This is a genomic window from Rhizobium anhuiense (assembly GCF_003985145.1).
Taxonomy (GTDB): domain Bacteria; phylum Pseudomonadota; class Alphaproteobacteria; order Rhizobiales; family Rhizobiaceae; genus Rhizobium; species Rhizobium anhuiense.
The window spans coordinates 62307-75797 of the sequence record NZ_ML133525.1 but is presented as its reverse complement, the minus strand read 5'-3'; the positions used below and the strand labels follow the sequence as shown (position 1 = coordinate 75797).

At 62.1% G+C, this 13491-nt stretch carries 11 protein-coding genes; 6 read left to right on the top strand and 5 right to left on the bottom strand.

Annotated elements, in window-relative coordinates; genetic code table 11:
• Window positions 1–33: 33 nt before the first annotated feature.
• From xylB to EEQ99_RS15635, 4 genes are all read right to left on the bottom strand, one after another.
• Window positions 34–1488 (bottom strand): xylulokinase, encoded by a 1455-nt coding sequence (gene xylB / locus EEQ99_RS15650; protein WP_127430721.1) that lies wholly within the window; start codon window positions 1486–1488, stop codon window positions 34–36.
• Window positions 1489–1509: 21 nt separating this feature from the next.
• Window positions 1510–2535, bottom strand: coding sequence for a LacI family DNA-binding transcriptional regulator (locus tag EEQ99_RS15645; RefSeq protein ID WP_127430720.1), 1026 nt, complete (start codon window positions 2533–2535; stop codon window positions 1510–1512).
• Window positions 2536–2743: 208 nt separating this feature from the next.
• A complete protein-coding gene (locus tag EEQ99_RS15640; RefSeq protein WP_127430719.1) occupies window positions 2744–4342 on the bottom strand; it encodes a DHA2 family efflux MFS transporter permease subunit in 1599 nt (532 codons plus the stop codon).
• Window positions 4343–4376: 34 nt separating this feature from the next.
• Window positions 4377–5591 (bottom strand): HlyD family secretion protein, encoded by a 1215-nt coding sequence (locus EEQ99_RS15635; protein ID WP_127430718.1) that lies wholly within the window; start codon window positions 5589–5591, stop codon window positions 4377–4379.
• 152 nt (window positions 5592–5743) lie between these two features.
• Here EEQ99_RS15635 and EEQ99_RS15630 point away from each other — a divergent pair, with 152 nt between their 5' ends.
• The 5 genes from EEQ99_RS15630 to lysS all read left to right on the top strand — a co-directional run bounded on the left by EEQ99_RS15630 (window position 5744) and on the right by lysS (window position 11456).
• Complete coding sequence (locus tag EEQ99_RS15630; RefSeq protein ID WP_047616269.1) at window positions 5744–6424, top strand: TetR/AcrR family transcriptional regulator; 681 nt, start codon at window positions 5744–5746, stop codon at window positions 6422–6424.
• 105 nt (window positions 6425–6529) lie between these two features.
• Window positions 6530–7369, top strand: a complete 840-nt coding sequence (locus EEQ99_RS15625; protein ID WP_047616266.1) for an AraC family transcriptional regulator — start codon at window positions 6530–6532, stop codon at window positions 7367–7369.
• A 106-nt stretch (window positions 7370–7475) separates the two neighbouring features.
• Window positions 7476–8225, top strand: a complete 750-nt coding sequence (locus EEQ99_RS15620; protein WP_047616605.1) for a TerC family protein — start codon at window positions 7476–7478, stop codon at window positions 8223–8225.
• A gap of 245 nt (window positions 8226–8470) precedes the next feature.
• Window positions 8471–9937, top strand: a complete 1467-nt coding sequence (gene gltX, locus EEQ99_RS15615) for a glutamate--tRNA ligase (protein ID WP_047616688.1) — start codon at window positions 8471–8473, stop codon at window positions 9935–9937.
• Window positions 9938–9959: 22 nt separating this feature from the next.
• Window positions 9960–11456, top strand: a complete 1497-nt coding sequence (lysS, locus tag EEQ99_RS15610; RefSeq protein ID WP_063475288.1) for a lysine--tRNA ligase — start codon at window positions 9960–9962, stop codon at window positions 11454–11456.
• A 168-nt stretch (window positions 11457–11624) separates the two neighbouring features.
• Here the strand turns inward: lysS and EEQ99_RS15605 are convergent, their stop codons facing one another.
• Window positions 11625–12374 carry a hypothetical protein gene (locus EEQ99_RS15605; RefSeq protein ID WP_127430717.1) on the bottom strand — a complete coding sequence of 250 codons (750 nt, stop codon included), beginning with the start codon at window positions 12372–12374 and terminating at the stop codon, window positions 11625–11627.
• 179 nt (window positions 12375–12553) lie between these two features.
• On the opposite strand from EEQ99_RS15605, the gene EEQ99_RS15595 reads away from it, so the two are divergent.
• Window positions 12554–13462 (top strand): LysR family transcriptional regulator, encoded by a 909-nt coding sequence (locus EEQ99_RS15595; protein ID WP_127430715.1) that lies wholly within the window; start codon window positions 12554–12556, stop codon window positions 13460–13462.
• The last annotated feature ends 29 nt before the right edge of the window (window positions 13463–13491 follow it).

Below are 13491 nucleotides of genomic sequence, written 5' to 3'. Positions count from 1 at the left end.
CGAATGAGGGTAGGGTGAGGGGGCGCCTCGATCTCAATGCGCCAGCGACTTGATCGCCGGATAGAGCGCCCGATAGCGCTTGTAGGCATCCTCGTAAGCGCCGCTCAGCGCCGACACCGGCTCGATCGTTCCGGCCGTTACCGGCGGCGTGCAGACGGCAATGGGATCTGCCCCCGTTGCCGCGATCAGGCCGAGGCGGGCTGCCCCGAAGGCGGCGCCGAAATCGCCGTCGGCCGGCAGGTCGACGGGAACGCCGAGCGCGGTCGCAATCGAGGCCAGCCAGTAACGCGAGCGCGACCCGCCGCCGATTGCGGTGACCCGGGATATGCCGGTGCCGGCCGAACGCAGGGCTTCGAGATTGTCGCGAATGGCGAAGGCGACGCCTTCGAGCACCGCCTGGGTGAGCACGACACGGCTGCTTTCATGTTCGAGGCCGATGAAGGCGCCGCGGATGACGGCATCGTTGTGGGGCGTGCGCTCGCCGGAGAGATAGGGCAGGAAGGTGACGCCGGTTGGCGCCTTCAGCGTCTCCCCGAGTTCACCGGTAAGATCGGCGGCCGACTTGCCGGTCACGCCGGAATGCCAGTTGAGCGCATCGGTCGCCGACAGGATGACGCCCATCTGGTGCCAGGTGTTCGGCAGCGCGTGGCAGAAGGCATGCACGGCGCTTTCCGGTTTCGGCAAATAGGAACCGTTGGCGGCAAAAAGCACGCCTGACGTGCCCAGCGAGACGAAAGCGGCGCCATCGCTGACCGTGCCCATGCCGCAGGCCGAGGCTGCATTGTCGCCCGCGCCGCCGGCAACGACGACATCGCCGGAAATACCCCATTGCGCCGCCAGTTCAGACCGCAGCTTGCCGGCCTGCGCGGTGCCTTCGACAAGCGCCGGCATCTGCGCCTCGGAAAGGTTGGTGGCGGCGAGCAGTTGCGACGACCAGGCGCGCTTGCCGGTGTCGAGCCAGGACGTGCCGGCCGAATCCGACATTTCCGAAATATATTCGCCGGTCAGCCAAAGACGCAGATAGTCCTTCGGCAACAGCACCTTGGCGATTTTGGCGAAGACATCGGGCTCATGCTTCTGGACCCAGGCGAGCTTCGGCGCCGTGAAGCCCGGGAAGACGATGTTGCCGGTCAGCGCGCGAAAACGCGGATCGGCATCGAGCGCCGCGGCCTCTACATAGCTGCGCGTATCGTTCCAGAGGATGCAGGGCCGCAGGACCTTATCGCTGGCATCGATGAGCGTCGCCCCGTGCATCTGGCCGGAAAGGCCGATGCCCCTGACCGCGGCGAACTCTTTCGGATGTTTCGCCTTGAGGCCGGTGACAGCCTCCTCGGTGGCCCGCACCCAGTGGGCTGGCTCCTGCTCCGACCAGCCGGAATGCGGACGCGAGACGTCGAGCGAACCATTGGCCGAGCCGACGATCTTCTGATCACCATCGATCAGCATCGCCTTGACGCCGGAGGTTCCGAGATCGAGACCCAGATACATGTGGTATTTCTCCCTTTGCCGTTACGGCAGATTGTCTTTCAGGAATATGTCGAGGCGGATGCGCTCCTGCGCCTCGATGACGGCCAGCCCGTCCGCCTTGGCTTTCAGCACGCGAATCGCGCTGCGTACCTCGTGGCCGGCGTCCTGGTTGAGGATCGCATCGATCGTATTGTCGATCAGGGCTGCACGCGTGTGGGCGGTCAGTTCGTGGGCAATCACCGTCAGCACGCGATCGACGGCCTTCTCCTTCAACGCCCGGATGAGGCCGCGATTGCCGGCGCCAAGGCTGTAGACGCCGATGATGCCGGCATTCCTGCAAAGCGCGTCGGCAACGAGCATATGGGCGATCTCGGGGTCGTCGCGGCCTTCGAGAACCGGCAGGATCGCCAGATCGGGAAATTCCTCGGCCATGACGGCGGTGAAGCCCTCTAGCCGCTCGCGATGGTCGCGCACCAGCATGGAGCCGGCAAGCACGGCAATCTCGCCTTTTTTCGGTCCGAGGAATCGGCCGAGCAGGCGAGCCGCCGTGCGCCCGGCGGCGATATTGTCGACGCCGGCATAGTGATGGCGCAGCGAGCCGGTGAGATCGGAAACCAAGGTGACGATGGGAAAACGCTCGCGCACCAGCCTGTCGACGACGGCGCGCACGCCAGGCGCATCGGTCGCAACCAGTGCGATGCCACAGGGCTTTTCCCGGGAAAGCTCCTCGAGCACCGAGACAAGCGCTGCGGGATCGAAGGCCGGCACCTCGATGGTGCGGATATCGGTGCGCTCGGCCGACGATCGGAGGACTGCCTGGCGGATCTCGGCATTGAGCCCGTGCATGAAGGAGTTGTCGCTGGCCGGGAGGATGAAGACCAGCGGATAGGTGCGCCCTTTGGCAAGATTGGCGGCGGCGACGTCTCTGATATAACCGAGCTCGCGGATCGCGGTCTCGACCTTTTCCCGCGTGACGTGGCGCACACCGGGCCGCTGGTTGAGAACCCGGTCGACAGTCGCCAGACTGACACCGGCGGCGGCGGCGATATCGTGAACGGTTGGTCTCATCATTCCTCCTGACGAGACCATTAGCGCCAATTTTGATGTACGTAAATCAAAAAATCGAACGGGCCGGTTTCCGCGTGGTTTTCCGGCATGGCCTACCCGATTCGGATCGATCCGACCGGCGATCATTCGCCTGATGACACGACGGCCGGAAAACAGCAACAAAAAGGCCCTCCGAAGAGGGCCTTTTCAAGGGGCGGCAGGCCGGAGGTCAGTGGCCGCCACCGCCTCCCCCGCCTTGCGGCGCGGGTTTCTTGATCATGGCGACACCGAGGATCATCGCCAGGAAAAGCGCGGTCAGGATCAGGAATACGTCGCTGAAGGAGAGAATGATCGCCTGCTTGGTGGCAAGGCCGACCATCTGCTTGACTGCGACCGAGGCGCCATCCATGCCGTAGGTGTTGAAATTGGCGGCCATGTTGTTCATCTGGTCGACCGCCGCCGGATTGCCCCAGTCCATATTCTCCCGCAGCCGCTCGTAGTGCACGTCCTGCCGGTTGGTGAGCACGGTGTTGATGACGGCAAGGCCAACGGCGCCGCCGAGGTTTCTGGTCAGGTTGAACAGGCCGGACGCGCCGCGAATGCGCGAAGGCGGCATCGTGCCGAGCGCGATGTTGTTGATCGGCACCATGCACATCATCAGCCCGAAGCCGCGCAGGATCTGCGGGATGAAAAGTTCGTAGAAATCCCAATCCGCCGTCAGATGCATCATGATGAAGGTGCCGGCGGCAAAGCTGACGAAGCCGATCACCATCATCAGGCGCAGGTCCATCTTGGTCGACAGCCGGCCGGCGATCGGCGCGGTGAAGAACATCGCAAGCCCGGAGACGAACATCGTCTCGCCGATCATCAGCGAATCATAGCCGCGGATGCGGCCGAGATAGACCGGGTAGATATAGGTGAGGCCATAGAGGCCGATACCCATGACGAAGGAGAAGACCGAGCCGAAGGAAAAATTCCGGTTCGCAAAGGCCTTGAGGTCGACGACGGGGAATTCCACCGTGAAGGCGCGATAGAAGAAGATGATGGCGGCAGCGCCGGAAGCGACCGCTGCGATGGTGATCGAGCTGTCGTTGAACCAGTCGTTCGAATTGCCCTCTTCGAGCACATATTCCAGCGCGCCGAGGAAGACGCCCATCGAGATCAGCCCCCACCAGTCGAACTTCTTGAAGAGCGACAGTTCCGGCTTGTCGAAATCGATGAAGTTCCAGGTGACGATCGTGACGATGATGCCGGGTACGATGTTGACGAGGAACAGCCAGTGCCAGGAGAAGGCGTGGCTGAGGTAGCCGCCGACGGTCGGGCCGATGGTCGGCGCCAGCGTCGCGATCAGACCGATGATCGGCGAGACGATGCTGCGCTTCGACGGTGGGAAGATGGTGAAGGCGGCTGCGAAGACCGACGGGATCATACCACCGCCGATGAAGCCCTGGATGACCCGGTAGACGATCATCTGGTCGATATTCGTCGCCGTCGCCGCCAGCGCGCTCGCCATGGTGAAGCCGGCAGCCGAGATCGCGAAGAGGTAACGCGTCGAGATGATGCGCGCCAGCGTGCCGGACAGCGGGATCATGATCACTTCGGCGATCAGATAGGATGTCTGCACCCAGCCGATTTCGTCGCTGCCGGCCGAAAGGCCGGCCTGGATTTCGGCAAGCGAGGCCGAGACGATCTGGATGTCGAGGATCGACATGAACATGCCGAGCACCATCGCAAAGAAGGCGATGAGCTTCTTCGGATCCATGCGCTCGTCGGCCTGCGCAGGCGTTGCCGGAATCGTCCCCGCTGTTGCTGTCGCGCTCCCGGCCATCAGACCACCTCCGCCTTCCGCCTTTTCGAAAGGCCTACTTGCTCGGCGCCGTGCGGGTATCGACGTCGACGACGACGCTGAGGCCCGCGCGTAGACGCCCGCTGTCGAGCGCATCCTGCGGCAGCGCGATGCGCACCGGCACACGCTGGATCACCTTGGTGAAATTACCAGTCGCATTTTCCGGCGGCAGCAGCGAAAAGACCGAGCCGGATGCTGGCGAGATCGATTCGACGGTGCCGACGATCGGATGATTGCTATAGGCATCGACATGCACGTTGACCTTCGATCCCGCCACCAGATGCTGGATCTGCGTTTCCTTGAAATTGGCGTCGATATAGAGCTGGCGCACCGGAACGAGCGCCATCAGGCGCTGGCCGGGCGAGACGAGATCGCCTTCCTGGACCGAGCGGTTGCCGACAATGCCGTCATAAGGCGCCTTCAGCACGGTGAAGGAAAGGTCGCGGGCAGCCTTGTCGCGCGAGATCTCGAGCGAACGGACCGAGCCTTCGGCCTCTTTGCGCTGGGCCTGGAGAATGGTGACATTGGCCTGCGCAACCACGATGTTGGCATCGCCGCCGGAAAGATTGGCCTTGGCCTGATCGAGAGCGATGTTGGCGTTGTCGAGATCGGCGGCAGTGCCGACCGACTTCGCCTGAAGCTCGCTCTGGCGCTTCTGGGTGATCTCAGCACCGCGAACGGCCGCTTCGAGTGCCACCTTCTGCGCCCGCGCCTGCACGAGGCTCGCATTGGCGCCTTCGATCTGCGCGTCGATACGCTGCAGCGAAAGCTGTTCGGTGGCGATCTGGGCCTGGGCCTGGTCGAGGGCGTTCTGATAGTCGCCGTTATCAAGCGTGGCAAGCACGTCGCCCGCTTTGACTTCCTGGTTGGCGACAACATTCACCTTCGCGACGTAGCCCGTGACCTTCGGCGAAATCGTTGCAATATCGCCCTCGATATAGGCGTCGTCGGTCGACACCATGAAGCGGCCGTTCGTCCACCATTCATAACCATACCAGCCGCCGCCCGCGAGAAGGGCGAGCACGACGATCGGCAGCACCGGGCTGCGGCGTTTCTTCGCAGCCGCAGGTGCGGCGACCGGGGCCGGCGCCGACTGGGCGGGAGTGGAAGGGACTTCGCGGGCTTCCGCCGTCGGAGCTTCCGCAACAGCTGCGACCTCGGCCTTGACCTCTTCGGTCTCGGCGTTTTCGCTGACAATCCGCGCGACATTGCTCTTCTGGTTGCTCGACATGGCCACTTTACCGATCTTGGAGTAAATAATCGAACTGAACGGTTCGGTTCAGTTGACTTAAACCTGTTTTACCGTCATATCAAGATGTATAGAACCAATCGGTTCGATTTCTTTTAAAGAAAATACGAAACCGTCAACACGGTTAAGGAGACATGACGCTGAACCCCGACCACGCCGCCGTCTTCAGCCCTCCCGCGCCCGGAGGCCGATTTGCTGCAGGCGAAGATCCGGCCAAGCGCCAGCAGATTCTCGCCGGCGCCAAGCGTGTCTTCATGAAAATGGGTTTCGACGCCGCCAGCATGAACGACGTGACGCGCGAGGCCGGTGTCTCCAAGGGAACGCTCTACGTCTATTTCACCAACAAGGAAGAACTGTTTTCGGCGATGATCGAGGCCGAGCGCGCCGCCTTCGTGGCGGCCGTGCGCACGGCGCTTGCCGAACATGACGATCCCGAAGCCGGCCTGTATGAATTCGGGATAAGCTTCGTCACCCATATGACCGATGAAAAGGTCATCAACGCGATGCGCACCGTTCTCGGCGTTCGCGACCGCATGCCGGTTCTCTGTCAACGCTTCTTCAAGGGTCCGGAAAACCTGCGCACCATCATGCGCGACTTCCTGGAGCGGCACATCGCCGAAGGCAGATTTGAGATCGACGACATCGATCTGGCCGCCGGCCAGTTTCTCGATCTCGCCAGCGGCAGCTTCTTCAAGCTCCGGCTGTTCGGAAGCATGGAAGAACCGCCGTCTCGCGACGAAATCGAGCGCGTCATCCGCGGCGCCATCCGGGTCTTCATGGCCGCCTACGGTGCGCCCCGACACAAGACCGACTGACCGCACCCTTGACTGCCCGCCTCCATCGGCCAAAAGTCCGCAACTGCGATCAAACCCGGCTGCCGGCTTTTCTTTAAGGAAGAAGCCGCAACCAGGGGAGTGAGGATGAGCGCCGTTGGACGGGCGATCTGGTTCATAGAGAGCCATTTCGAAAGCGATATATCGCTGGAAGAGATATCGGAAGCCGCCGGATTGTCGCGCTACCATCTGTCGCGCGTCTTCGGGCTCGTCACCGGCCACTCGATCAGCAGCTATATCAGAGGGCGGCGCCTCAGCCGCGCCGTGCCGGCCTTGGTCGGCGGTTCATCGACCATTCTCGAGGTTGCGCTTTGCGCGGGCTACGGCTCGCACGAGGCTTTCACCCGTGCCTTCCGCGACCAATTCGGCATGACGCCGGATGCGGTGCGCAGACAGGGACACGCCCGTAACCTTATCTTGCTGGAGCCGATCAGAATGGACCCCGCCCACCTCAACGACCTCGAACCGCCCCGCTTCGAAACCCTTCCGCCGATGCTCTTTGCCGGCCTGCAGGAGATCTATCCCTATGGTGGCAATGCCGCCATTCCCTCCCTCTGGCAGAAGTTCAATGCCCATTTCGGTCATATCCCCGGCCAGAAGGGCAACGTCGCCTACGGCATCTGCACGCATATCACCGGCGAAGCGGAGAAATTCCGCTATATGGCCGCCGCCGAAATCGCCGATGCTGGCGATCTGCCAGCGGATTTTGCAACGCTCAAGCTTCCCGGCCAGCGTTACGTCGTCTTTAGCCATCGCGGCCATGTCTCGGGCATTCCGGCGACGATGAACCGGATTTTTGGCGCATGGTGGCCGACATCCGGCCTGGAGCACGGCGAGATACCCGACATGTTCGAACGCTACGACGAGCGCTTCGATCCCTATACCGGCATGGGCGTCACCGAAATCTGGTTGCCGATCAAGGAATAAAAGTCACATCACTTTCGTATACCCCCTTGCGGCGCTTGTCTGGCAGGCCGGTGTCATTACATTGCGAGCGTCATTTATCCATATGACGCAAAAGGGATATACGCTGATGCAGGAAATCATGACGCTCATTCAGGATCCGGCCGCCTGGGTGGCGCTCATCACGCTGGTGGTGATGGAAGTCGTTCTCGGGATCGACAACCTGATCTTCATTTCCATTCTCACCAACAAGCTGCCGCCCGAGCACCGGGAGAAGGCCCGCAAAATCGGCATCGGCCTTGCGCTCGTCATGCGCCTGGCTCTGCTCGGCACCATCGCCTGGATCGTGCAACTGACCGAACCGCTATTTGAAGCCTTCGGCCACGGCTTCTCCTGGAAGGATTTGATCCTGATTGCCGGCGGCCTGTTCCTCGTCTGGAAGGCCACCAAGGAAATCCATCATACCGTCGACCCGGAAGACCATCAGGAGGATTTCATCGCCACGTCGGCAACGACCGGCTTTGCATCGGCCATCGGCCAGATCCTGCTGCTCGATCTCGTCTTCTCAGTCGACAGCATCATCACCGCCGTCGGCATGACGCCGCATCTGCCGATCATGGTGGTCGCAGTCGTCGCCGCCGTCACCGTCATGCTGGTTGCGGCGACCCCGCTGGCCAACTTCATCGAGAGGAACCCGACGATCGTCATGCTGGCGCTCGCCTTCCTGCTGATGATCGGCACGACGCTGATCGCCGAAGGCATGGGCTTCCACGTGCCGAAGGGCTACGTCTACGCCGCCATGGCCTTCTCGGCGCTGGTCGAGGTGCTGAACATGTTCGCGCGCAACGCCCGCAAGCGAAAACGCGACGCCGCCCATTGAGGCTTGGACTGGAGGGCGCGGCCGAACCGCCGCGCCCTCACCCGCCGCCATCAGGCCTTTGCAAACGTGGTTTTTCTTGACGCGCCCGGTTGAATATGGCCTAAGGCCAGCCGAACGGACGATCGGCGGAGAGTGCGGGCGCATGCCCTTTTCCGGCCGGTTTGCCGATGAAGATATCTGCATCCTTCCGGCCGAACGTCGCTTTCCCATGAAAGCCGTCCGGCATTCATTGACGGGCACACACAATGACAGTTTCCGGGACAGCTACCGGCGTCCGCGTCCGCATCGCTCCCTCGCCGACCGGCGAGCCGCATGTCGGCACCGCTTATATCGCTCTCTTCAACTATCTTTTCGCCAAGAAGCATGGCGGCGAGTTCATCCTGCGCATCGAGGATACCGATGCGACGCGCTCGACCCCGGAATTCGAAACGAAGGTGTTGGACGCACTGAAATGGTGCGGGCTGGAATGGAAGGAAGGCCCGGATATCGGCGGCCCCTACGGCCCCTATCGCCAATCCGACCGCAAGGAAGTGTACCAGCCTTACGGGCAGGAATTGCTGGACAAGGGCCATGCCTTCCGCTGTTTCTGTACGCCCGCTCGGCTGGAGCAGATGCGCGAAACCCAGCGCGCCGCCGGCAAGCCGCCGAAGTACGATGGTCTCTGCCTCAACCTCACGGCCGAGGAAGTCACCTCGCGCATGGCCGCCGGCGAAACGACCGTCATCCGCATGAAGATCCCGGCCGAAGGCTCCTGCGACTTCACGGACGGCGTCTACGGCGATGTTTCCATCCCGTGGGATTCGGTCGACATGCAGGTCCTCATCAAGGCCGACGGCATGCCGACCTATCATATGGCCAACGTCATCGACGACCATCTGATGAAGATCACCCATGTGGCGCGCGGCGAGGAATGGCTGGCTTCGGTGCCGAAGCACATCCTGCTCTATCGCTACTTCGGCTGGGATCAGCCGGTCTTCATGCATCTGTCGCTGATGCGCAATGCCGACAAATCGAAGCTGTCGAAGCGCAAGAACCCGACCTCGATCTCCTATTACTCCGCGCTCGGCTATATCCCGGAAGCGCTGATGAACTTCCTCGGCCTGTTCTTCATCCAGATCGCCGAAGGCGAAGAGCTGCTTGAGATAGACGAGCTCTCCGAAAAATTCGACCCGGAAAACCTCTCCAAGGCCGGTGCGATCTTCGATATTCAGAAGCTCGACTGGCTGAACGGCCGCTGGATCCGCGAGAAGCTGTCGGAAGAAGAATTCCAGGCGCGCGTGCTGAGCTGGGCGATGGAAAACGATCGTCTGAAGCAAGGCCTGCGGCTGTCGCAGACGCGCATCTCCAAGCTCGGCGAGCTGCCCGATCTCGCCGGTTTCCTGCTGAAGTCCGATCTCGGCCTGCAGCCTTCCGACTTTGCCAAGATCAAGTCGCCGCCGGAGGAGATCCTCGAGATCCTCAACACCGTTCAGCCGGATCTCGAAAAGATCCTGGAATGGAATGTCGAGACGATCGAGGCCGAGCTGCGCGCGATCGCCGACCGCATGGGCAAGAAACTGAAGGTCGTGGTCTCGCCGCTCTTCGTCGCCGTGTCCGGCTCGTCGCGGTCCCTGCCGCTCTTTGATTCCATGGCGATCCTCGGCCGCTCCGTCGTACGCCAGCGCCTGAAGCTCGCCGCACAGGCGGTCGCCGCCCTCGTCGGCTCGAAGTAAGAACAGTCAGAGGATTTCGACAGTGGCTGACAACAAGACCGAAAACACCCTCTCCTCCGACGCGACTGAGGTGCGCGCCCAGAAGCTGAAGCTGCTGCGCGAACAGATCGGCGAGGTCTATCCGGCGCATTTCCATCGGACGATGGGCAATGCCGAGCTGACCGCGAAATACGAGAGCCTGGAGCCGGATACAGAGACGCAGGATGTCGTCACCGTCGCCGGCCGCGTCTATTCCTCGCGCAACTCCGGCATGTTCATGGATATCCATGACGCCTCCGGCAAGATCCAGATCTTCTCGCACAAGGACGTCACCGGCGAGGAGGCCCGCGCCCTGCTGCCGATGATCGACATCGGCGACATCATCGGCGTCACCGGCATCGTCCGCCGCACCAAGCGTGGCGAGCTGACGATCAATGCGCAGAAGATCGAAATGCTGACGAAGTCGCTGCTGCCGATGCCCGAGAAGTGGCACGGCCTCTCCGACATCGAGCTGCGGTACCGCAAGCGCCATCTCGACATCATGACCAACGAGGATTCGAAGCTCCGCTTCCAGCAGCGCTCGAAGATCGTCTCCGGCATCCGCCGCTTCATGGAAAATGACGGCTTCATGGAAGTCGAGACGCCGATGCTGCATTCGGTCTATGGCGGCGCCACCGCCGAGCCGTTCAAGACGCATCACAACACGCTCAAGCTCGACATGTATCTGCGCATCGCGCCGGAACTGTTCCTCAAGCGCACGCTGGTCTCGGGCCTCACCGACAAGGTCTTCGAGATCAACCGGAACTTCCGCAACGAGGGCGTCTCCACCCGGCACAATCCCGAATTCACCATGATGGAATGCTATTGGGCCTATGCCGACTACGAGGACGTCATGGACCTCGTCGAGCGGCTGTTCGAGACCCTGGCGCTCTCCATTCACGGCACGACGGAATTCGACTTCGGCGACAAGCGGATCTCCTTCAAGGGACCGTTCAAGCGCGTACCGATGCCCGATGCCGTCAAGGAAGCCACCGGCATCGATTTCCGCGCCATCAAGACCGATGAAGAGGCGCGCGCCGCCGCCAAGGCTGCCGGCTTCGCGGTCGAGAAGGATTGGACCTGGGGCGAATGCCTCGCCTTCATCTTCGAGGAAAAGGTTGAATCGACACTGATTCAGCCGTCGCATGTCACGCATTTTCCGAAGGACATCTCGCCCTTCGCCAAGGAAGTGCCGGGCGAGCCGCGCCTCGTCGAACGTTTCGAGACCTATTGCAACGCCTGGGAACTCGGCAACGCCTTCTCGGAACTCAACGATCCCGAAGAGCAGCGCCGCCGCATGGTCGAGCAGCTCGAACAGGCGCATGCCCGCGGCGAGAAGGAAAAGCAACTGGACGAGGAATTCCTCGACGCGATCGATCAGGGTATGCCGCCGGCCGGCGGCCTCGGCATCGGCGTCGACCGCCTCATCATGCTTCTCACCAACGCGCCGTCGATCCGCGACGTCATCCTCTTCCCGGCCCGCCGCAACAAGGCCGACTGACGGAAAAAGACGCAGAGAAACGAAGCGGAGTGCCATTGCGTAATTCCTTAAATCGGAATCGATTTAAGGATAAAATTATGCAGCGATTCAAAGTGCTACAGCGTCCTTTGCGCGTCTGAAAGACGCGCGGCGCTGTAGCCGGCGCTCCGCTTTTTTCATGCCGATTAATCAGTGTTTCTTGGCAGGCGCGGTTTCCGGCGGCTCTTCGGCCGGGGCCTCCGCCACCCCATCGGCGCTCCCGCCCTTTGCGGCAGGCGCGGCTTCGCTTTCGCCCGCCGGTGCGGCACCATGGCCGCCGCCGGCAGCCTTCGTTTCCCTGGCTTTTTCCCCATTCTTCGTCGAGCCGACCGCGACCGGATCGACGCAATCCTCGGGGTCCTTGAAGGCGGCGCTGATCATGGCGACCTCCTCGGACGGCATGTCTATGCGCTCGCCGAAGAACAGCCCGTTTTCGCTGGCCTTGCCGTCATAATAGCGCGCCGTATAGGACTTGTCGTTAAGGCCTGGAACGGTCTGATCGGGATGCGGGATATAGACGACATCGGCGCCAATCGCCCGGCCGCGAATGTCGGCACGCAACGTCGGGCCGTTCTCGTCGAGCACCACCACCTGCACCAGATCCGGCTTCTGCGCGGCATAAACGGCCTGGGCGACACGAAGCGCGGTCCTGACGCGCGTCATCCCGTCGGTCGGTTCGGTCTTGATGTATTTGCGCACCCAGACGTGGTTCTGCTTGCGGATCGTCACCAGGTTGACGTCGCTGCATTCGAGCCCGTAGCCGCCACCAGCGGCGCCGATCAGCCTGTCTTTGCCGACATAGACTGCCGCACCGCCGGAAACGCCCGCCAGAAGAGCGACTCCACCGATGATGATTGCCAATTTCCGGGAGGGCCGGAAGATGCGCAGTAAGGCCTTCACGCCAACTGCTCCGCCATCTGAAACTCCAACGCAGGACTAGTGCTGAGAACGCTAAGGAAATGACGTTTCAGAAAGTTTAAGTGGGCGCGCAAAGCCTGCGCCATTTTGGAAAAACACCAAAAAAGGTCCACTTTTTTAGGCCGCTTGCCACGGCCTGTTTCGCCATGCTCTAAACGCCCATGGCTTTCACGCTTCGCCAGGTTCAATATTTCGTCGCCGTCGCCGAACAGGGTTCGGTGACGCGCGCCGCGCAGAACCTTTCGATCTCGCAATCCTCGGTGACGGAAGCGCTGAAGGAGCTCGAAACCGACCTCGGCGTCGAACTCTTCGAGCGTCATCCGCGCGGCCTGACGATCACCCATAACGGCCATCAGTTCCTGCGCCACGCGACGAAGATTCTCGCCTCCGTCTCCGATGCGCGGACCAGCTTCTCCGGCCAGCAAAGCACCCTTTCCGGCGCGCTGAACATCGGCGTCACCTCGCTCGTCGCCGGCTACGTCCTCTCCGACCTGCTGGCGCGATACCGGCGCGCCTGCCCGGGCATCGAGGTCAGCGCCATCGAGGACAATGGCGGTTACCTCGAACATCTCCTGGTCGGCGGCGAACTCGATGTCGCCGTCATGGTGATCTCAAACCTGCGCGACCGCATGGCGCTGCAGGCGGAAATCCTCGAAACCTCGCCCTATCGACTGTGGCTGCCGATGGGCCATCCGCTGGTGTCGGCCGACATCATCTCGATCGCCGACATCGCCCGCGAACCGTTGATCATGCTGACGGTCGACGAAATCGAGGAGAATACCGGCAAGCTGCTCTCGGCACTCGGCGCCCGCCCGCATGTCGCCTTCCGCACCCGCTCGGTGGAGGCGGTGCGCAGCCTGGTTGCAACGGGCGCCGGCGTGGCGCTGCTTCCCGATCTCGTCTACCGACCATGGTCGCTGGAAGGCGACCGCATCGAGAGCCGCGACGTCTCCGGTTCGCTGCCGGTCGTCCAGGTCGGCATGGTCTGGCGCAAGGGTTCCAGCCTGCCGCAGGCGGCGCGCGATTTCGTCGGCATCGCCGAAAGCCTGCGGTCCGGCCGCATCCGCTGATATCGGAATTTCCGATAACGCCCTTCTGA

What these genes read in the sequence shown, in the direction of transcription:
- xylB (WP_127430721.1), bottom strand. Translation starts at nt 1,488, where the DNA reads ATGTATCTGGGTCTCGATCTCGGAACCTCCGGCGTCAAGGCGATGCTG.
- EEQ99_RS15645 (WP_127430720.1), bottom strand. Translation starts at nt 2,535, where the DNA reads ATGAGACCAACCGTTCACGATATCGCCGCCGCCGCCGGTGTCAGTCTG.
- EEQ99_RS15640 (WP_127430719.1), bottom strand. Translation starts at nt 4,342, where the DNA reads ATGGCCGGGAGCGCGACAGCAACAGCGGGGACGATTCCGGCAACGCCT.
- EEQ99_RS15635 (WP_127430718.1), bottom strand. Translation starts at nt 5,591, where the DNA reads ATGTCGAGCAACCAGAAGAGCAATGTCGCGCGGATTGTCAGCGAAAAC.
- EEQ99_RS15630 (WP_047616269.1), top strand. Translation starts at nt 5,744, where the DNA reads ATGACGCTGAACCCCGACCACGCCGCCGTCTTCAGCCCTCCCGCGCCC.
- EEQ99_RS15625 (WP_047616266.1), top strand. Translation starts at nt 6,530, where the DNA reads ATGAGCGCCGTTGGACGGGCGATCTGGTTCATAGAGAGCCATTTCGAA.
- EEQ99_RS15620 (WP_047616605.1), top strand. Translation starts at nt 7,476, where the DNA reads ATGCAGGAAATCATGACGCTCATTCAGGATCCGGCCGCCTGGGTGGCG.
- gltX (WP_047616688.1), top strand. Translation starts at nt 8,471, where the DNA reads ATGACAGTTTCCGGGACAGCTACCGGCGTCCGCGTCCGCATCGCTCCC.
- EEQ99_RS15595 (WP_127430715.1), top strand. Translation starts at nt 12,554, where the DNA reads ATGGCTTTCACGCTTCGCCAGGTTCAATATTTCGTCGCCGTCGCCGAA.